Here is an 18,560-nt window from a genome sequence, read left to right on the forward strand (position 1 = left end):
ATGCAGACCCGTTGAGTTGAAAATTTCAATTTGTTGTTCACGTTGTAAGATACGGCCAATGAACTGGTTGATTTTCTCGTCTTCATCTCGCGCTGCGGTATCACACTGGCGCAAGAAGGCTATTTTAGCTTCAAGGTTAGGGTTCTGGCTCAACGGCTGCTGACAAGCATGTTTGCTTTGGTAGCGGCTAAGGTTTAATGCACCCGCGTTGGCGATTTGGTCGCGTTTGTCTTTGGCAGCAAGTAAGCTGGTGACGCGCTTTAACTCTTCTTCATCGGTGCTATTGGTGTAGCCGTAAAGCACCTTGTGGCCGAAGAATAGGCGGACACCAATACCGAAATCGATACCGGAGTTTACTTTGTCGATATCACCGGACAGCAGCTCGACAGAGCTGGATTGATGGTGTTCAACGAACAGTTCGGCAAAATCGGCGCCAAGGAAGAGGGCATGGTCGATCACTGCTTGCGCTGTTGCAGGGTTTAGCATAGATGCTCCTTGCGTGTTAGCAATCTCACGAAAAACGTTATGTAAACAAATTGTGAGCAGAATTGCCATTAATGGCTTGGATTTACGGGTTTTATAAGCGGCAAGTGCTCAAAAAGGGTGACTTTTCACCCAACACTTTAATCTTGGGTAATAAACTAAAATAAATCAAAAGCCTCAACGCCACAAGACAGCCACAATGATTTGAGACCGGGGCGTATTTCATGTAAATTTCCCGTCAACATTTACGGAAAAATCACTCATTATGCGAATACCAACGAATGTCATCACGGGTTTCCTTGGAGTTGGAAAAACCACGACGATTCTCAACCTACTGAAGAATAAGCCTGCCGATGAAAAATGGGCTGTATTGGTCAATGAATTTGGTGAAATTGGTATTGATGGTGCCATTCTTACTGATTCCGGTGCAATGATCAAAGAAGTCCCAGGTGGCTGCATGTGCTGCACTGCTGGAGTTCCTACTTCTGTGGGGATCACAGCGCTGCTGCGCCAGAACCCGGACCGATTGATTATCGAGCCGACTGGGTTGGGCCATCCCCATAAAATTATCTCGGTCCTAACGTCGAACCAGTTCAAAGATTACATCGATTTGAAAGCCACAGTGGCTTTGGTTGACCCACGTAACCTCTCTGATAAAAAGTATACGGAAAACAAAAACTTCAACGATCAACTTGATGTTGCAGAGATTGTCATTGGTAACAAGCTTGATGAATGCGACGAGGTTGATGTTGGGATCTTCGAGCACTGGGTGGCGACACAGCAACCGAAAAAGCTGGCAAGTATGCTGGTTAAGCAGGGTGAGTTTCCCCTAGCGTTGCTTGATACCGAAAGAGAGCAGCAAGAAGAGGCCGCTACAATCGAAGCCCATCACCATGAACATGCTGAGATGGAGCCGCAATTTCAGCTGCCACCAAACCAAACGTTCATCCGCAAAGAAAACAAAGGCCAGGGCTACTTCAGCTGTGGCTGGATTTTCGGCGCAGAGGTCACCTTTGATTTTGACCAGTTGTTTTCTATGTTCTGCAATTTGACCGCAGAGCGTGTGAAAGGGGTAATCAATACCAACAAAGGTTGCCATGCGTTCAATGTCAACAATGGTGTGGTATCGGTAAACCAGATGACACTGGAAGGCTTTGAAAGCCGTATCGAAGTTATCGATAGCCAACTTATGCCTTGGGATGAACTAGAGCAGGTACTGTTGAGTATCTCAGATTTATAACCCTTCGTTAGAAGGCGAGTAGTCTAAAGTTGTCAGGAATGAACCGTAACTAACATGCTTGAGCGATTGGTCTATTATACCAGCCATGATGGCAGTAATATCCAGCTAGAGCAGGAGAAGCAAAATGAATCAAGAAACAAAAACAATGGAAGTGCCTTTAGCTATCGCTGACCGAGTGCAGGCTTTGATTGATGGCCATATTGCCAAAGAGAAGTTCAATGCCGAGCGCAGGGAAGTGGTGAACAATTTCCTAGCGATGGATGGCCTGAGCTGTGAAATGGCGGTTTACAGCCTGCCACAAGGCGAGCTGCTTGATACCCTACGTTATGTGTACGAGCTTTCAGGTACCAACAGCAAGTTTATTAAGAATATCCTGACTATGGCTCGAGAGAATCCGAAGAAGGTACTTTCGGATGCCCAGCGTGCGTCTGCGAAAAGCATGCTGTTTAATCTGTTAAATGACCCGTCGGTTATCTCGGCGATGAAAGAGAGCGCTTAACACTTCCTTTGAGTTAAGAGAATAAAAACCGCCCATACCTGATATGGGCGGTTTTTTTATGCGCTATAGTTGGTGTCGTTAGTGTGAATCTTTCCTCAAGAGGCTTTATCCATCACTGGATGGATGCTGGGGTCTTCCTTTGTGGAAGGCTTAGCCTCGCTGACATCTGTGAAGATTTCCGCAACTGCACTACGCTCCAATTCACCTTGTAAATTGCCGTCTTCGTCAACCACGGGTAGCGAGTAATCGCATGACATGGTGTCGGGAAGGACCTCTTCAATCACGGAGTCTGGTGAGATGACTGGCACTTCTTCATAGATATCATCTTGAAGATCCTGGCTAGCATCAGTTTTGGCTGCATCGAGCAAACTCTCTTTAGTCACCACACCTTGATAACCTTCATCTGTCACGTTGTAGGCGTAGTCTTGCTTGATTCGCTTCATCTCAACCAATGCTTCTTCAATTGTCTTGGCCGTGATGCGGTAAGCTGGCGGCTGCATGACGGTTTCGACAGTAAGTGCACGGGCTCGGTTAACGTCCTTGACGAATGCTTCAACGTACTCATCGGCAGGGTGGAGCAGGATTTGGTCCGGTGAGCCCTGCTGCACTAGTTCGCCATCTTTGAGGATCGCGATTCTATCGCCTAACCGCAGCGCTTCATCCAAATCGTGGGTAATGAAGATAATAGTTTTATGTAGCTTTTCCTGAAGTTCGATGAGTTGGTCTTGCATCTCGCTACGGATTAATGGGTCTAGTGCTGAAAATGCCTCATCCATCAATAAGATTTCTGCATCGGTGCTTAGCGCCCTGGCAAGGCCGACGCGCTGCTGTTGACCACCGGAAAGCTGGGCTGGGTATTGATTTTCATACCCTTTAAGGCCAACGGTTTCCAGCCACTCTGTTGCCTTCGCTAGCCGCTCTGTTTTTTTGATACCTTGGATCTCAAGCCCATAGGCAACATTCTCGACAACGGTGCGGTGGGGGAGAAGGCCAAAACGCTGGAAGACCATCGACATTTTGTGCCGGCGAAAGTTAACCAGTTCATCGTCAGACAGCTGCATCACATCGATACCTTCAACCAAAATCTGTCCCAATGTTGGGTCTATCAAACGGTTGAAATGTCGGATCAAGGTGGACTTGCCTGAGCCGGAAAGGCCCATTATGACAAAGATCTCCCCTTTGTTGATTTTTAGGTTGATGTCTTTAAGGCCAACAGTATGCCCTGTGTCATTGAGCACTTTATCTTTGCTTTCGCCATTCTTTACTCTATCAATGACCGATGTTGGCTTAGGCCCGAAGATCTTGTAAAGACCGCTTACTTCAATCAATGGCTCAGTCATGGGTAAGATCTCCTAAATGGGCCTGAGTACGTTTGGCATAAGCCTGAGATGCACGATCAAACAAGATTGCGAGGGCAACAATGGCAAGGCCATTTAACAACCCCAGTGTAAAGTATTGATTGGTTATCGACTTAAGTACAGGTTGGCCCAATCCCTTAACACCAATCATCGAGGCAATGACCACCATAGAAAGTGCCATCATAATGGTTTGGTTGATGCCGGCCATGATAGTTGGCATGGCTAAAGGTAACTGGACGCCCAACAAGCGTTGTTTCTTGTTAGCCCCAAATGCGGTTGCAGCTTCTAATACTTCTTTATCGACCAGACGGATCCCGAGGTTAGTCAGGCGGATCACCGGCGGGATGGCATAGATCACTACGGCAATCAGGCCTGGGATTTTACCGATGCCCAATAGCATTACGACAGGGATTAGATAGACGAATGCCGGCATGGTCTGCATCACATCCAATAAGGGTGTCACAGTTGCTTGTACGCGGTTTGAGCGGGCCATAGCGATGCCGATAGGGATACCCATCAAAATGGCGAGCATGGTGCAGACCGTGATGATGCTTAAGGTCCGCATAGTATCTTCCCACATGCCGAAATAACCAATCAGGATGAGGGAAACAAAGCAGCCTAGAGAAAGTTTCCAAGAGCGGCTAGCCGCATAAATTAATGCGGTACAGACGCCCAGCACGATAACCCAGGGGGTGGAAATGAGGAGCTTTTCAAACCAGACCAAGAAAGTAAGCAGAGGGTCGAAGAAAGATTCGATGAGGTCGCCGTACTCGCGAGAGAAGTCGCGATAGGCACCATCCAGTGATTTACGGATTGCGCGGAGATCGGAGCGATCCATCTCCGGAAATTCACTAAGCCAATTAGACTCTGACATGTTTAATTCCTTTTCTTACCAGAGCCCCGAGGGGCTCTGGCGTACTACAAGGTAATCCTATACCTGAAATTGTAGATGCGGCTTATAGTGCGTCCTGCACTTTTTTCGCGACATCTTGTGGCACCCATTGCTGCCAGATCTGTGGGTATTCTTCGAGGAAGTAGAACATCGCCTCTTCACCATCAGCTTGGTTATCTTCCATCCATGCCAGAATCTGGTTCATGTCGGCATTGGTGAAACCACGTTTGGTGAAGTATTCGTAAGCTTCTGGCGCGTTGGAAGCAAACTTCTCAGTGGTAACAGTATGGACTGGTGATGGTGGGTACATAGTTGTCTTAGGTGATTCACATTCAGCGTTAGTGGTGCATTTGACGAACTCTTCTTCATCAATGCCACTGCCGAAGTCGACTTTGACCATGTTGTATTTACCCAAAACGGCTGTTGGTGCCCAGTAATAGCCAAACCAAGGTTCTTTCCTCTCATAGGCTTTAGCAATAGAGCCTGACAAACCGGCCGCAGAGCCTGGGTCTACAATGACAAAGCCGGAATCATCTAGCTTCATCGCTTTGAAGAGGTTGCCAGCGCTGATTTGGCAGTTCCAACCTGCTGGACAGCTATAGAAGGCTGATTTATCAGGATCTTCTGGGTGTTCGAACAGTTTGGCATGTTTTTCGATACCTTCGATGGTTTTCATCTCTGGGTATTTCTCAACCAAGTAAGAAGGAACCCAAAATCCTTCTTCACCGCCGTCAACCAGCGCTTTGCCTGCATAGCGTAGGCGCTTTTCAGCCACGCCTTTATCGAGGGCGTCTTTTAAGCTGTTGCTCCAAAGCTCAGGGGCTACATCCGGCTGGCCTTTTTCTATCATGGAAGTGCCTGTTGGCATGGTGTCGCCAGGGATCAGTTCAGCGTCACATTCGTAGCCGTGCTCTAAGATAAAGCGGTCTATGTTTGCGATAAGGCTGGCAGAACTCCAGTTCATGTCAGCAATAGTGACTTTCCCACATTCGCTGGCATTGGCATTCATAGCCAGTGCGCTTATGGCAAGCAGTAATGGGGTTTTGTATTTCATATCGAGTATCCTTCCTCAAATTAGGGTTCACCCAACAACAATTATTAGTGTTCGAATGAGTTGTTCAATAAGATTGTATATGAATTGTGAACAAATGTGACAAGATTTTGTTTTTTAATTCGTAAATTAACGGAATTAGGCTCTATATCCACAATTGTTCTCTCATCTTGCTTCGGTTAGTTTGTTTTGTTGGTTTTTATATGTTTCGTGCTCTAATGAATTTTTTGTTTCGGAAATATGTCCTTGAGCTTGCCGTACTAGGCCAAGCTTTGTGACGGAGCTCTAAGTGTCTGTTAAGTAATAGGAAAAAAGTAAAGAAATAGCTTTAAGATGGGTGAGTAATTTATTGCACCTAAAGAGCGAGTCAAGGATGACAATTTTTCCCCCGCCACTAAAACGTGGTGACACCATAGGCTTTTTCTCCCCATCTTCTCCTGCAACGAGTTTTGCCCTGAAGCGGTACGAGAGGGCAACAGCATTCTTGCAGCAAAAAGGGTTTAACCTGAAAGCGGGCAACCTGACGGGGAAGTCAGACTATTACCGTTCCGGTACTATCCAAGCGAGAGCCGAAGAGCTAAATACGTTGATCCGTGACCCAGATGTTCGCTGCATAATTTCTACTATCGGCGGCAGTAATAGTAATGCCTTATTGCCTTACATTGACTACGGAGCGTTACGGCAAGATCCAAAGATCATTATCGGCTATTCGGATGTCACGGCATTACTGTTGGGGATTTATGCCCGAACAGGCTTGGTGACTTTCTACGGTCCAGCACTCGTCGCGTCGTTCGGTGAGTTTCCTCCATTAGTTGATGAGACATTTGCTTCCTTCGAGGCTCTGCTTTGCCAACAGCAAAGCCTCCCATACAACTACGTAATGCCTGAACATTGGACGGATGTAAAAATTGATTGGGAAAGCCAGAGGGAAGCTAAACAGACTCAACTAAATGACTGGCAATTTAACGGTAAAGGGGTGATAAAAGGCCGAGTCGTGGGAGGCAACCTCAACACGATGGCGGGAATTTGGGCAAGCCCCTATATGCCTGAAATCCGGCAAGGGGATATCTTACTGATTGAAGACAGTCTGAAAGGGATAGAGACGATAGAGCGCTCATTTAGCCATTTGAAGTTATCGGGTGTTTTCGACAAAGTCTCAGCAATTGTGCTGGGTAAGCATGAGCTGTTTGATGATAAGGGAACTGGCCGCCAACCTTTAGACGTTTTAATGGAAGTCCTCAACGGACAAGCTGTTCCAATTTTAAATGGCTTCGATAGCTGTCATACCCATCCTATGCTGGTCATTCCCATCGGAGTACAAGGCGAAATAGACTTTGACCGGCAGATGTTCAGTCTTACTTCGCCGTGGTTGAAATAACGCCTTGTTAATGATTAGCGGTGATGTTGTGTATCTTAAGATTTGGCTAGATGAAGTTTGATTTTGAGTGAACCGTAAGACAGGCCAGAACCATCGGGCTCTGGCCTGGACTCTAGTTGATGGCTAAAACCGTTTTCGAACCAGCATTTACTTTTAATACATCACGCTCAAAGTAAACTGGTTTGAGACGGAAGTTAATGAAGTCCTCATACTGATCATCATAATGAGGAGACGGGGTGCCATCAGGGGCGATGAAGCCAGATTGCCCAGGTGCCGCCACCTCATAGGCTTCAATACCATCAGCGCTAAACACTGTCATGTTATTTTCAGTACCTCGGTTGAGGGCAAGTGGGGTATCTGACACTTCATCTTTGCCAGCTTGCGGCACACCAATGTAGTTCTTGTTGTCAAAGCGAAGAATATCGACATTAGCTAACCAGTTGTCACTATTTGCGCCATAAGTCTCGGTCAAAGAAGCAACGGCATTCGATAGGGCGTCAAGCTTAATTGCCTGCTTGTCGCTTTCATCAAATAGTTTCGGATTGGTCAGAATATCAGAAAGCGCCTTTGTGCTGGTTTGAATGTTATAGCTATTGGCTAGAACCCTCTCCTTGTTGCCATAGCCGGGATTTGTAAACCAAGCCAGTTTGCTTTCGGGCATCACCGGTGAATAGGCCGTCGTTAACACTTCCCCGAGCCAAGTACGGAACAAGGTAGAAGCAGGGTGGTCGTATTTCCCATCTTGGTTAATGTCAGTATTGCTAAAATCCCAACTTGCCAGAATATTTGCAGCTTTCTGGTGTGCCGGCTCATCACTCGATTGTGCAAGCTCAATTAAGTGAGGTACAAAATGGCGAGCATTAGGGTCGATGACCGAGGCTTCCATCATCAAATCCCACGCTTGCTGCGAGGTAAAATTGTTTTGTGCATCAACACGTTTGGTGAGCTCGACATTGCGATCAACGGTATTCCAGCTATACCACCACTGGTCTGGATTCGGAAAGCCAGCGGCAGGGCGGTTGTTCCAGTTAGCGATATAGCCAGTTTCCGGGTTGAGTACTTGTGGGTTGGAGCTGAATGGGTATATGCCTAGCCAGTCGCCGCTGCCGTCTCCCGGGGTTGGCAGCCGGCCATCAAAGTTTGGATGGCGAACGGGATAGTGACCGCCAAGGGCATAGGCAATGTTGCCGTCTTGATCGGCATAGTACCAGTTCACGTTGATGGCACTATCTGCGACATAACCCGACCACTGCTGGTGGTTTTCAGCCTTAGAGACCTTGTTCCATGCAAGTAGGGTTGAAAGCTCTTTACCTGCCCAGCCACGTTTTTTGGCATAGGCGAGGTTATTTTCTGCCGAGTGCTTGATAACGGGGCCGTGGACTGAGCGATAGACGGTAATCACCTCGTCTTGCTGGCCTTTGACTTTAACTGTTTGGGGCTCTTTTTCAAATGGGATGAATTTTCCTTTGTAGCGATACTCTTCGGCGTTATTTGGATTTAACTCAAGCTGAAACAGGTCGACATTATCGCCTGCGCCCCAAGTGCTTCCCCAAGAAATTTTGCCGTTGTGACCGAATTGCACCAATGGGTAGCCGGCGGGAGAGTTACCTACCGCATCGTAGCCGGCACCGTGAAGACCGACAGAGTAGGTATAGGCTGGCCGGTAGAAGCCAAATTGCGGGCCATTGATCAGCACTGCATTGGCTCCATTGGTTTTTTCTTTACCTAGCACCAAAATATTACTGAATGGGGCTTCGTTAAATCCACGCCAATTTAAGGTTCCCTGCAGACCATTAGTATTCGGGGAATTGGAGGCTAAAAGTGGCACTTGCTGCTCGGCACCTAACCCTTGCTTGGCATCGGGCTGCGGTTGTTGTTTTTCTAGTTTGGCGATCAGTTGAGCTTTGAGCCGGTTTCTTTGTGCAGGGCTCCATTCACCGGCTGGAATTGTATCAACGGCATTGTCACTTTGGTGAGGGAGTACAGTATCAAATATAGCTTGAGCGAGTGCTTCGCCATGCTTTTCGGTTAACGAGGCCAATAATTGCTGGTTATCAAGCTCAGTGTTGTAATCGCCGAATCGGTTAATCATCGAGCCGACAAACACCATTACGACATCGAAATCATCCCATTTTGAAGGGGCGAAATCGTTATCAATAAATTGTTTAGGCAACAGTGTGGTTGGAGACTGGTTGATCTGGGCGAGCCATTGGTTGATGCCATTAGCGTAGCCTCGGAAGATATCACGATCTTCCTGCGATAGATCCGCCATTGCTGCTTTGATGGTATGCGGATTGTAATGTTCGCGTACCTTGATATCTAAAGGCAGGTAGTCCTTCCCTAATACCGCAGCTACATTGCCTTGTGCACTGCGTTTTGCCATTTCCAGTTGAAATAGTCGGTCTTGAGCAATGGCGTAGCCGTAACCATAAAAAAGACCATAAGTGGTATCGGCATAGATATGAGGCGTCCCATAACTATCACGTTTTATGGTGATTTCTTGTGTGTCCGATATTGTGCTGCAGCCACTGATGGCACTTAGGCCAATTAGGGTAGAAAGTGCCACTAGAGTTTTATTAAACATTGTCATTCCTTGTTTCACTAGAGTGAGGCTTATCGTTTTTATTTTTTAGGTTTGTTTAAGCGCTATATAACATTCCGGGTAACCATAGCGACAAAGCCGGAATAAACAGCAATAGAGCCAGACGGATAATATCGGCACACCAGAAAGGGGTGACGCCTTTGAATATTGTGCTGGTTTTAATGTCTTTGATGACGCCGCTAAGCACGAAAATATTGAGCCCAACTGGCGGGGTAATTAAACTAATTTCAGTCACTACCACCACGATAATGCCGAACCAAACCAGGTCGAATCCCATACTTTGGACCAGTGGGTAAAAGACAGGAATAGTTAGCAGTAGCATAGAGAGGCTTTCGAATACCGTTCCCAGCAGTATGTACACGCCAAGAATGGCAAGCATGACCAGGATAGGATCCGCACCAACAGATTGGATGAGGTTAACTAGCTCGGAAGGAAGCCCTGCACGGTTTACAAAGTTTGAGTAGATCAGAGCACCAATTATTACACCAAAGAGCATGGTTGTGGTTCTGGCCGTTTCTAGCAGAATGTCTTGCAATATAGGTAGGGTTAGCGAACGACGGTATAGCGCAATAACAAATGCACCACCGGCGCCGACGCCAGCGGCTTCGGTTGGAGTGAATATTCCGGCATAAATACCGCCCATGACCAGTACAAACAGTCCCAGTATGGCAGAAACTGAGCGGATCGCGTGCCATTTTTCTTCCTTGCTCATGCGCTCACCGCAAGGGCCTGACTTCGGGTTACGCCATACAACGTAACGGGTTGCCAGCATATATAACACAATACCGAGTACACCCGGAATGAAGCCCGCCGCAAACAAATCACGAATACTTTGCTCGGTAAGCACGCCGTAGATAATTAAGATCACGCTAGGGGGGATCAGAATACCAAGGGTGCCGCCAGCGGCGATAGAGGCCGCAGCCAAGCCGTCGGAATAGCCATACTTGCGCATGGATGGCATGGCGACTTTTGCCATAGTTGCAGATGTCGCAAGGCTTGAGCCGGATATTGCCGAGAAGCCACCGCAAGCAGCAACCGTAGCCATTGCTAGGCCACCTTTTTTATGGCCGAAGAAAGCGTAGCAAGCACGATACAGCTCTTGGGATAACCCAGCCTTGGTGATCAGATTACCCATAAGAATGAACATAGGGATGACCGATAGCCCATAGTCCTGGGATGTATCGATTAAGCGCTTGGCACTTACCGATAGGGCACCGTTGAAATTCCAATCGCCAAGGGCAGAATAGCCAATGAAGCCAACTATCCCCATGGCGAAGGCAATAGGCATTCGCAGCAGTATTAAACACATTAATACTGCAAAACCAATCAGTGTGATGAGCATAATCTATCCTTGATTATCGTATTGTTTATTAAATGCTTGGGTAACGACCAATACAATCGAGGTAATGGCTGTGAGCCAACACGAGATCGCGAGAAAATAGGTAAAGTAATAAATTGGTATTTCCAAGTACTCCGAGATTTCATCGTAGCGTTGGGAGCGGGCTGCCAAATCCCAGATTTTAAAACCGATAGTAAATAGGCTGATACCCACCAAGATATTGAAAATACTGTCGCGAACTTTTTTAATTGCGGTAGGGATGATGGAGTCAGTTAGGTCAACGCTGATGTGCTCTTTGCGCCAAGTGATTAAGGGCAGGGTGGCAAAGATCAAGCTTCCCAATAATAACTCTGTGAGTTCAACACTACCGACTAGTGGTGAGGAAAATAAGTAACGCCCCAAAACGTCGACGCAGGTAATTAGCATCAAGCTAAATAAGATTATCCCGGCAAAGAGCTTGAGAACTCGATCGAAGTGCTGGGCTCCCCATTCCCAGCACTGGACTAATTTAAATATTGAATCACGCATGTCTCAGCCCTTATAGCTCGATAGGTTGATAATTACGTGCTTCAGTGCGGAATGCCTCAAGTGCGGTTTCGGCATCAACACCACGGCGCTTGGCTGTTTTGATCCATTTTTGATCCATGCCTTCAATTAGTTCATTGAAGAAAGCAATATCTTCTGCAGAGGCGTCGGTGATTTGGCTACCGCTCTCAATGATATCGGCTTCACCTACTTCATCAGCTTTCGCCCAAGCCCGGCCCGCAAGGGCAGAAAGACGTTCTCCTGATACACTTCGGATCGCCTCTCGATCTTTTTCCGATAGTTTTGCCATGAAATCTGGGCTTAAGAAAATGCCAAAGGAACCTAGATATAGGCCATTAGGTAGTTTAACTGTGTAAGGGGCAACATCCTTGAAGCGTCCAACCTTCATCATATCCATTTGCATGAACAGGCCGTCGGCAACGCCTTGCGACAGCATTTCATAGGCTTTGTTTGCCGGTGCATTTACACCTGTGACCCCAAGACGTTTGCCAATCTCGGTGGAGATCCCACCGCCGACACGAATTTTTTTACCTTTTAGCTCTTTGATGGAGTCGATAGGCGAGCGTAGGTGGATTTGCCCGGGTCCATGCACGAATAGCCCAGCGACTTCGATACCATCGTATTCACCGGATTCTTTGAAATACTGATCATTAATACGCCAGTGGGCAACGGATACCGCTTCGGCACCGGCATCCAAACCCGGTAATTCCGTCATTTGTGGTAGGCGAAAACGGCCCGGTAAATAGCCATGGAATGTCCAAGCTGCATCAATCGCGCCATCCTCGACCATATCAACCAAGCTTTTCGGGTGACCAACATCGTATTCAAGCTTAATAGTGACTCGGCCTTCTGTGGCTTCTTCAACCCATTTCCCCCACGTTGGGAAAACGTCCTGGTTCATGGTGTGCGTAGGGCTTAACCACGTCGCGATGCGCAACTCATAATCGGCAGCCCAAGATGTGCTCGCTAAAACCATACTCGCTGTTACGCCAGCTATGCCCTTCATCATCACTTTTTTCAGCATTCTGTATTCCTTTTCTGCCATGTTTGGGTTTTGGTTAAAAATAAACATGACACACAAATTTTAATTTCACAAAGAAAATGAGTCATTTTTATTTGTGAAATGTTGTCGAGATGTTACATTTGTGATCGAGAGACAAATTCTTAGATAGCGAAATCAAGTTGTTTAGAGCAGGTAGGGACAGTGCTACTTGCTTAGTTGGCCAGTAATTTCAAAAAGGATGAAACGATGGAACAGTTGCACAGTTATGTAATGGGTAAGTGGCACTATGGCAGTGGCAACCCAAGGATTGTATCCAGTGCATTGACTAATGAAGGGCTATACCAGTTAGATAGCACGGGCATTGATAATCAAGCTATGCTGGCATTTGGCCGAGACAAGGGCAGTAAAGCCTTATCACAAATGACCTTCCTTGAGCGCGGCAATATGCTCAAAGAAGTGGCGAAGTTGCTCCTTGCAAACAAAGAAATGTTTTATGCGTTGTCCGCTCATACTGGCGCAACCAGAGTCGATTCATGGGTTGATATCGAAGGTGGCGCTGCCACTTTCTTCAACTATGCCAGCCTTGCCAATCGCGAGTTACCCAACGAGACGGTATGGGCTGAAGACGATCTGATCCCGCTATCGAAAGAAGGTACGTTTGCTGCCCGCCATATCCTAACGTCTAAACCGGGTGTGGCGATTCACATCAACGCTTATAACTTCCCTTGCTGGGGGATGCTAGAAAAGCTGGCTCCGACTTGGCTGGGGGGAATGGCTGCTATTATCAAGCCTGCTTCCGAGTCAGCATATTTAACCCAAGCAATGGTTAAGGTCATCGTTGAAAGTGGATTGGTGCCAGAGGGCGCAATTCAAGTCGTGTGCGGTTCAGTGGGTGATTTGCTAGACCGCGTGGATTATCAGGATGTCGTTACCTTTACCGGTTCTGCGCAAACAGGCCAAATGCTTCGCGCTACGCCTAACCTGATTGCCAAGTCTGTACCTTTTACGATGGAAGCTGACTCGGTTAACTGTGCCATTCTTGGGGATGATGTTACTCCTGAATCCCCAGAATTTGGTTTGTTCGTCAAAGAAGTATGCCGTGAGATGACGGTTAAAGCCGGGCAGAAATGTACTGCAATACGCCGTGCCATGGTACCAAGCCATTTGCTTGACGCAGTTAGCCAAGCCATCAGTGCCCGATTGGCCAAAGTCGTGGTGGGAGACCCAAGTCTTGAAGGCGTGAAGATGGGGGCATTGATCAGCCGCTCGCAACGCGATGATGTACAAGAAAAAGTGACCTCGCTATCCAACTATTGCCGAGTGGTGACAGGGGGGGAATTATCGGGTTTCAGCCCTAATGGTAATGAGGAAGGGGCCTACTATCCGCCGACATTGCTGGTTTGTGATGAGCCATTAACGGCCACACCGGTTCACGATATCGAAGCTTTTGGCCCTGTCTGTACCTTGATGCCTTATGGCAGCCGAGATGAAGCGGTAACGCTATCCCAGCTAGGACAAGGCAGCTTAGTTGGCAGTGTGGTAACCGCATCAACGGCATTTGCCGCTGAAATAGTCGCGCGTATTGGTCATGCTCATGGTCGCCTGCATATTCTGAATAATGAATCAGCCAAGGAATCAACAGGCCATGGCTCACCTTTACCAATGCTTGTTCATGGTGGCCCTGGCCGGGCTGGTGGCGGTGAGGAGATGGGCGGACTTCGAGGCATCAAGCATTACATGCAACGTACCGCCGTGCAGGGTTCTCCGACGATGCTTGCGGCTGTAGGTAAGGAATGGGTGAGAGGGGCAGAAACAACCGAAGATCTGGTACACCCGTTTAAGAAGCATTTTGAAGATATTGCCATTGGCGAGAGCCTGACAACTGCGAGACGAACGATCACTGAAGCCGATATTGTGAATTTTGCTTGCCTCAGCGGCGATCATTTCTACGCCCACATGGATGAGATTGCGGCGAAAGAGTCGATGTTCGGTCAGCGTGTTGCTCACGGCTATTTTGTCATTTCAGCGGCGGCAGGTTTGTTTGTAGAAGCGGCACCGGGGCCAGTGTTAGCTAACTATGGTATGGAAAGCCTTCGTTTTATTGAGCCTGTTGCCATCGGCGATACGATTCAAGTGAAGCTGACCTGCCAGAAGAAGGTGAAGAAGCGTCAGCGTAACATCGAAGAGACACCGCAGGGGGTTGTGGCTTGGGATGTCGAGGTGACGAATCAAGAGGGCAACCCTGTCGCGCTGTACACCATCTTAACGTTGGTTGCGCGTAGAGAAGGTGACCTGACGGCTTAGCAGCGCGCTTAAAAACACGTTAATAATGCTAATTCGAGCTAGCTAACAACGATTGTTAGCTGGCTTATTGTCGTGCTTATTATTCAAAGTATTTTTATCTTGATCATTTCTCTCCCAGCCATCCGCTATTTCGAAAAAGATCAATGAAATCAACGCTTGTAAATCAATTGTTAAATTAATTGGTTTTAAAGGTTGTTAAATGTTCGTTAAATGATACAGTAAAATTACATTACGAAAAATAACGTATCACAATGTGAGGTCAGGGAATGTCTTCTGAGAATGCTTGCTTCGAGCAAAAACTAGAAAATGAGATTGCCATCGAGCCGAAAGACTGGATGCCAGAGCACTACCGAAAAACACTGATCCGCCAGATTGGCCAGCATGCCCACTCTGAAATCGTAGGCATGTTGCCGGAAGCAAACTGGTTAACCCGAGCGCCATCGCTCCGTCGTAAAGCGGTACTACTGGCAAAAATACAGGACGAAGCTGGGCATGGTATGTACCTGTACAGTGCAGCCGAAACGCTGGGCGGTGATCGCGCCGACTTGTACCAGAAATTACTGAAGGGGCAGATGAAGTATTCGTCGATCTTCAATTACCCGACATTGAATTGGGCGGATATTGGTGTGGTGGGCTGGCTTGTTGATGGGGCAGCCATTGTTAACCAAGTCGCGTTGTGCCGAACATCATATGGTCCTTATGCCCGTGCCATGGTGCGTATTTGTAAGGAAGAAAGTTTTCATCAGCGTCAAGGCTATGAGGCGGTGACGGCTCTGGCGAATGGCAGCGAAGAGCAGCGTGCGATGTTGCAGGATGCGATTAATCGTTGGTGGTGGCCATCGTTAATGATGTTCGGTCCCAATGATAGCGAATCTCCAAACTCTGCTCAGAGCATGGCCTGGAAGATCAAGCGCCTAAGTAATGATGAACTACGCCAAAAGTTTATAGATAACACGGTACACCAAGTTGAAGCCTTGGGTATGACAATTCCTGACCCTGACTTGAAATGGAACGAAGCGCGCGGTCATTACGATCATGGTGAGATTGATTGGGAAGAGTTCATGCAGGTTATTCATGGCAACGGCATTTGTAACCATGAACGCATTCAGGCCAAACAGCGTGCTTGGGATGAGGGTGCATGGGTTCGCGAGGCAGCTATCGCACATAGCAACAAACAACAAAAACATGTCGCATAAGCAAGGAGAGAATGATGAGTTCAGTAAGTTGGCCGTTGTATGAAGTGTTTGTCCAAAGCAAGCAAGGACTTGACCATAAGCATGTAGGCAGTTTGCGTGCGGCAGATGATCAAATGGCGCTGGAGGGTGCTAGGGATCTATACACTCGACGAAATGAGGGGTGTTCGATTTGGGTTGTGAAATCGTCGCAGATCACTGCTTCGCAGCCTAGCGAGAAGGGGCCTTTTTTTGACCCTTCAGAAGATAAAGTGTATCGCCATGCCAGCTTCTACAGCATTCCGGCAGACATTAAGCATATGTAGAAGGGGAAAGAAATGGTTAAAGATAATCCTGAACTGCACTATGCGCTTCAACTTGCCGATACCAGCTTGATCTTATCGCATCGCTTATCTGAATGGTGTGGCGTGGCGCCTGAGCTAGAAATTGATATGGCACTAGCCAATATCGGGCTCGACTTATTGGGCGAGGCCCGCAACTTCTACCAATATGCTGCCGAGCTGGAGGGAGCAGGTAGAAGCGAAGATGACTTTGCTTATTTCCGCGATCAGTCTGGCTATTTAAACTTGCTCATGGTTGAACAGCCCAATGAAGGGTTTGATATCACCTTAACACGCCAGTTCTTGTTTGATGTTTTTCACAATCTATTCTTGGCTGAGCTGCAAAAGAGTACCAATCCTCAATTTGCGGCGATTGCGAAAAAATCGATTAAGGAAGCGGCTTACCACTTACGATTTAGCCAGGGGTGGATGATCCGCCTAGGCGATGGGACTGATACCAGTAATCAAAAAATACAATCTGCTTTGACCGAGCTGTGGCGCTTTACAGAAGAGATGTTTACACCGTCGACACAAGAAAGCGTATTGGTCAGCTCAGGTATTGCAGTCGATGTGAGTGAACTGAAAGCAAAGTGGTTGCAGCAAGTTTCTGAGGTATTGGCCGAAGCCAACCTGGTTGTGCCGGATTCGGGCTTCAGTCGACAAGGCGGCAAACAGGGGCAACATAGCGAGCACCTTGGCTATATATTGGCGGAGATGCAGTACATGCAGCGGATTTATCCAAACTGCCAGTGGTAAGGAGGCTGCATGCTTGTTCAAACCATAGCGGGCTTATCTCACCCGGCTCAATCAGCTGTTTGGCAACTGTTATCGAGAATTCCAGATCCTGAAATACCGGTAGTGACCATTGCCGAGTTAGGTATGTTGCGTGAGGTTCGTTTTGAAGATCAGCAATGGGTCGTGACTTTTACGCCAACCTATTCGGGGTGTCCGGCGACTGACATGCTAATTAACGATATTACCGAGTGTATGAATAAGGCTGGGTATACCCCAGTAAAGGTTGAGGTTTGTCTTGACCCGGCTTGGACAACTGATTGGTTATCGGAAGCGAGCCGAAGAAAACTGGCTGATTATGGAATTGCACCACCGCAAGGGCAAGCATGTTTTAGCCAGCCATTACCCGATGAAGTGATTTGCCCACATTGCCAAAGTAAAGACACCAAATTGGTCAGTGAATTCGGTTCAACAGCCTGCAAGGCGCATTTTCAATGCCGCCAATGTTATGAACCCTTTGATTATTTCAAGTGTATTTAAACGAGAACGTATCATGACAGATTTTTATTCATTAACGATCAACAAGCTAGAGCGAGATACTGATAACGCCGTGATAATGTCGTTCTCGGTACCTGAAAGCTTAGAGGATCAATTTACTTTTCACCCCGGGCAATATTTAACATTAAAGGCCGATGTGGCCGGTGAAGAGTTGCGCCGTTGTTACTCCATTTGTTCATCAACCAATGAATCGCAATTAAAAGTGGGGATAAAAGCGATTCCCGATGGTCGTTTTTCAAATTATGCCAATAACCAACTCAAAGTTGGCGATATCATTGATGTTATGCCGCCTCAGGGGAGGTTTGGCTTTGTGACAGAACCGCAATCAAGCAAGCATTATCTGGGTATTGCTGTTGGTTCAGGAATTACGCCAATTATCTCCATGTTGAAGTCAGTATTGGAAGAAGAGTCAAATAGTCAATTCACTTTGCTTTACGGTAATAAAAACCTGAACTCGACCATGTTCAGGGAGCAATTAGCAGATTTTAAAAACCGCTTTCCAGAAAGATTGCAGATTGTTTATTTATTCTCCCGTGAAAGCAACGAGGCCGAGTTATTAAATGGCCGCCTTGACCCTGAAAAACTTCGCCAATTAGGCAAAACGTTATTTGATTGGAACCAGTTTGATGCTTGCTATATGTGCGGCCCTGAAGAAATGCTTGAAGCGTCATATATAGCTTTGAGTGAAGGGGGCATGGACGAACGAAAATTCCATGTCGAGCGCTTCAATAGTGGTGCGACAACCCGTCCTAAAGTGGAAAACAAAGCCGCATTTAGCCGCGTCAAGCTTAAGCGCGATGGGCGTGTGATGGACTTGGAGATGACGGCTGAAGATGACAACTTGCTGGATGCAGCGCTGCGCCAGGGAGCAGATCTTCCTTATGCCTGTAAAGGGGGGGTATGTGCGACGTGCATTTGTAAGGTGAGATCTGGCGAGGTGGAAATGGCGGTGAATTATAGTCTTGAGCAAGATCAGATTGAAAAAGGCTATGTGCTTAGCTGCCAGGCGGTACCTACGTCTGACGAAGTTTCTATCGACTTCGATGTGTAAGGTCACTCGTT

The 18,560-nt window shown here is 47.3% G+C and carries 17 protein-coding genes; 9 read left to right on the plus strand and 8 right to left on the minus strand.

Translation table 11 applies throughout. From position 1 onward, the window contains the following. A partial coding sequence (locus BIZ37_RS02045; RefSeq protein WP_304622259.1) for a PmbA/TldA family metallopeptidase occupies window positions 1–486 on the minus strand: 486 nt, incomplete at its 3' end. A 262-nt stretch (window positions 487–748) separates the two neighbouring features. Between BIZ37_RS02045 and BIZ37_RS02050 the strand changes: the two genes are divergently transcribed. Next, complete coding sequence (locus BIZ37_RS02050; RefSeq protein WP_187460094.1) at window positions 749–1,723, plus strand: GTP-binding protein; 975 nt, start codon at window positions 749–751, stop codon at window positions 1,721–1,723. Between the two features lie 124 nt (window positions 1,724–1,847). After that, the gene (locus BIZ37_RS02055; RefSeq protein WP_107296947.1) at window positions 1,848–2,222 is read left to right on the plus strand and encodes a hypothetical protein; all 375 of its coding nucleotides are present in this window, start codon (window positions 1,848–1,850) and stop codon (window positions 2,220–2,222) included. Between the two features lie 95 nt (window positions 2,223–2,317). Here BIZ37_RS02055 and BIZ37_RS02060 read toward each other — a convergent pair whose 3' ends face one another. From BIZ37_RS02060 to BIZ37_RS02070, 3 genes are all read right to left on the minus strand, one after another. Beyond that, window positions 2,318–3,562 (minus strand): glycine betaine/L-proline ABC transporter ATP-binding protein, encoded by a 1,245-nt coding sequence (locus tag BIZ37_RS02060; protein WP_187460095.1) that lies wholly within the window; start codon window positions 3,560–3,562, stop codon window positions 2,318–2,320. Continuing rightward, window positions 3,555–4,454 carry a proline/glycine betaine ABC transporter permease gene (locus BIZ37_RS02065; protein ID WP_187460096.1) on the minus strand — a complete coding sequence of 300 codons (900 nt, stop codon included), beginning with the start codon at window positions 4,452–4,454 and terminating at the stop codon, window positions 3,555–3,557. The genes BIZ37_RS02060 and BIZ37_RS02065 overlap by 8 nt, the downstream gene beginning before the upstream one ends. A gap of 82 nt (window positions 4,455–4,536) precedes the next feature. Continuing rightward, the gene (locus BIZ37_RS02070; protein ID WP_107296944.1) at window positions 4,537–5,526 is read right to left on the minus strand and encodes an ABC transporter substrate-binding protein; all 990 of its coding nucleotides are present in this window, start codon (window positions 5,524–5,526) and stop codon (window positions 4,537–4,539) included. Window positions 5,527–5,896: 370 nt separating this feature from the next. On the opposite strand from BIZ37_RS02070, the gene BIZ37_RS02075 reads away from it, so the two are divergent. Next, the gene (locus BIZ37_RS02075) at window positions 5,897–6,901 is read left to right on the plus strand and encodes a S66 peptidase family protein (RefSeq protein WP_187460097.1); all 1,005 of its coding nucleotides are present in this window, start codon (window positions 5,897–5,899) and stop codon (window positions 6,899–6,901) included. Window positions 6,902–7,013: 112 nt separating this feature from the next. On the opposite strand, the gene BIZ37_RS02080 is transcribed toward BIZ37_RS02075, so the two are convergent. The 4 genes from BIZ37_RS02080 to BIZ37_RS02095 are packed head-to-tail and all read right to left on the minus strand — an operon-like array spanning window position 7,014 to window position 12,412. After that, on the minus strand, window positions 7,014–9,485 hold the full coding sequence (locus BIZ37_RS02080; RefSeq protein WP_187460098.1) for a penicillin acylase family protein: 2,472 nt from the start codon (window positions 9,483–9,485) through the stop codon (window positions 7,014–7,016). A 55-nt stretch (window positions 9,486–9,540) separates the two neighbouring features. Then, complete coding sequence (locus tag BIZ37_RS02085) at window positions 9,541–10,845, minus strand: TRAP transporter large permease (protein WP_187460099.1); 1,305 nt, start codon at window positions 10,843–10,845, stop codon at window positions 9,541–9,543. A gap of 3 nt (window positions 10,846–10,848) precedes the next feature. Then, complete coding sequence (locus BIZ37_RS02090; protein ID WP_187460100.1) at window positions 10,849–11,370, minus strand: TRAP transporter small permease; 522 nt, start codon at window positions 11,368–11,370, stop codon at window positions 10,849–10,851. Between the two features lie 10 nt (window positions 11,371–11,380). Continuing rightward, window positions 11,381–12,412 (minus strand): TRAP transporter substrate-binding protein, encoded by a 1,032-nt coding sequence (locus tag BIZ37_RS02095; RefSeq protein WP_187460101.1) that lies wholly within the window; start codon window positions 12,410–12,412, stop codon window positions 11,381–11,383. A 225-nt stretch (window positions 12,413–12,637) separates the two neighbouring features. Between BIZ37_RS02095 and paaZ the strand changes: the two genes are divergently transcribed. The 6 genes from paaZ (at window position 12,638) to paaE (ending at window position 18,549) form a co-directional block, all read left to right on the plus strand. After that, window positions 12,638–14,695, plus strand: a complete 2,058-nt coding sequence (gene paaZ, locus BIZ37_RS02100) for a phenylacetic acid degradation bifunctional protein PaaZ (RefSeq protein ID WP_187460102.1) — start codon at window positions 12,638–12,640, stop codon at window positions 14,693–14,695. Between the two features lie 266 nt (window positions 14,696–14,961). Then, on the plus strand, window positions 14,962–15,891 hold the full coding sequence (gene paaA / locus BIZ37_RS02105; protein ID WP_187460103.1) for a 1,2-phenylacetyl-CoA epoxidase subunit PaaA: 930 nt from the start codon (window positions 14,962–14,964) through the stop codon (window positions 15,889–15,891). Window positions 15,892–15,905: 14 nt separating this feature from the next. Continuing rightward, window positions 15,906–16,193 (plus strand): 1,2-phenylacetyl-CoA epoxidase subunit PaaB, encoded by a 288-nt coding sequence (gene paaB, locus BIZ37_RS02110; protein WP_187460148.1) that lies wholly within the window; start codon window positions 15,906–15,908, stop codon window positions 16,191–16,193. A 12-nt stretch (window positions 16,194–16,205) separates the two neighbouring features. Further along, a complete protein-coding gene (gene paaC / locus BIZ37_RS02115) occupies window positions 16,206–16,964 on the plus strand; it encodes a 1,2-phenylacetyl-CoA epoxidase subunit PaaC (protein ID WP_187460104.1) in 759 nt (252 codons plus the stop codon). Between the two features lie 9 nt (window positions 16,965–16,973). Next, on the plus strand, window positions 16,974–17,480 hold the full coding sequence (gene paaD / locus BIZ37_RS02120; RefSeq protein WP_187460105.1) for a 1,2-phenylacetyl-CoA epoxidase subunit PaaD: 507 nt from the start codon (window positions 16,974–16,976) through the stop codon (window positions 17,478–17,480). A 13-nt stretch (window positions 17,481–17,493) separates the two neighbouring features. Then, complete coding sequence (gene paaE / locus BIZ37_RS02125) at window positions 17,494–18,549, plus strand: 1,2-phenylacetyl-CoA epoxidase subunit PaaE (protein WP_187460106.1); 1,056 nt, start codon at window positions 17,494–17,496, stop codon at window positions 18,547–18,549. Window positions 18,550–18,560: the final 11 nt, after the last annotated feature.

This window comes from Photobacterium sp. BZF1, assembly GCF_014349205.1.
GTDB lineage: Bacteria > Pseudomonadota > Gammaproteobacteria > Enterobacterales > Vibrionaceae > Photobacterium.

Excerpts from the sequence above, each read along its gene's own strand:
- BIZ37_RS02050 (WP_187460094.1), top strand. The coding sequence starts at position 749 with ATGCGAATACCAACGAATGTCATCACGGGTTTCCTTGGAGTTGGAAAA.
- BIZ37_RS02055 (WP_107296947.1), top strand. The coding sequence starts at position 1,848 with ATGAATCAAGAAACAAAAACAATGGAAGTGCCTTTAGCTATCGCTGAC.
- BIZ37_RS02060 (WP_187460095.1), bottom strand. The coding sequence starts at position 3,562 with ATGACTGAGCCATTGATTGAAGTAAGCGGTCTTTACAAGATCTTCGGG.
- BIZ37_RS02065 (WP_187460096.1), bottom strand. The coding sequence starts at position 4,454 with ATGTCAGAGTCTAATTGGCTTAGTGAATTTCCGGAGATGGATCGCTCC.
- BIZ37_RS02070 (WP_107296944.1), bottom strand. The coding sequence starts at position 5,526 with ATGAAATACAAAACCCCATTACTGCTTGCCATAAGCGCACTGGCTATG.
- BIZ37_RS02075 (WP_187460097.1), top strand. The coding sequence starts at position 5,897 with ATGACAATTTTTCCCCCGCCACTAAAACGTGGTGACACCATAGGCTTT.
- BIZ37_RS02080 (WP_187460098.1), bottom strand. The coding sequence starts at position 9,485 with ATGTTTAATAAAACTCTAGTGGCACTTTCTACCCTAATTGGCCTAAGT.
- BIZ37_RS02085 (WP_187460099.1), bottom strand. The coding sequence starts at position 10,845 with ATGCTCATCACACTGATTGGTTTTGCAGTATTAATGTGTTTAATACTG.
- BIZ37_RS02090 (WP_187460100.1), bottom strand. The coding sequence starts at position 11,370 with ATGCGTGATTCAATATTTAAATTAGTCCAGTGCTGGGAATGGGGAGCC.
- BIZ37_RS02095 (WP_187460101.1), bottom strand. The coding sequence starts at position 12,412 with ATGCTGAAAAAAGTGATGATGAAGGGCATAGCTGGCGTAACAGCGAGT.
- paaZ (WP_187460102.1), top strand. The coding sequence starts at position 12,638 with ATGGAACAGTTGCACAGTTATGTAATGGGTAAGTGGCACTATGGCAGT.
- paaA (WP_187460103.1), top strand. The coding sequence starts at position 14,962 with ATGTCTTCTGAGAATGCTTGCTTCGAGCAAAAACTAGAAAATGAGATT.
- paaB (WP_187460148.1), top strand. The coding sequence starts at position 15,906 with ATGAGTTCAGTAAGTTGGCCGTTGTATGAAGTGTTTGTCCAAAGCAAG.
- paaC (WP_187460104.1), top strand. The coding sequence starts at position 16,206 with ATGGTTAAAGATAATCCTGAACTGCACTATGCGCTTCAACTTGCCGAT.
- paaD (WP_187460105.1), top strand. The coding sequence starts at position 16,974 with ATGCTTGTTCAAACCATAGCGGGCTTATCTCACCCGGCTCAATCAGCT.
- paaE (WP_187460106.1), top strand. The coding sequence starts at position 17,494 with ATGACAGATTTTTATTCATTAACGATCAACAAGCTAGAGCGAGATACT.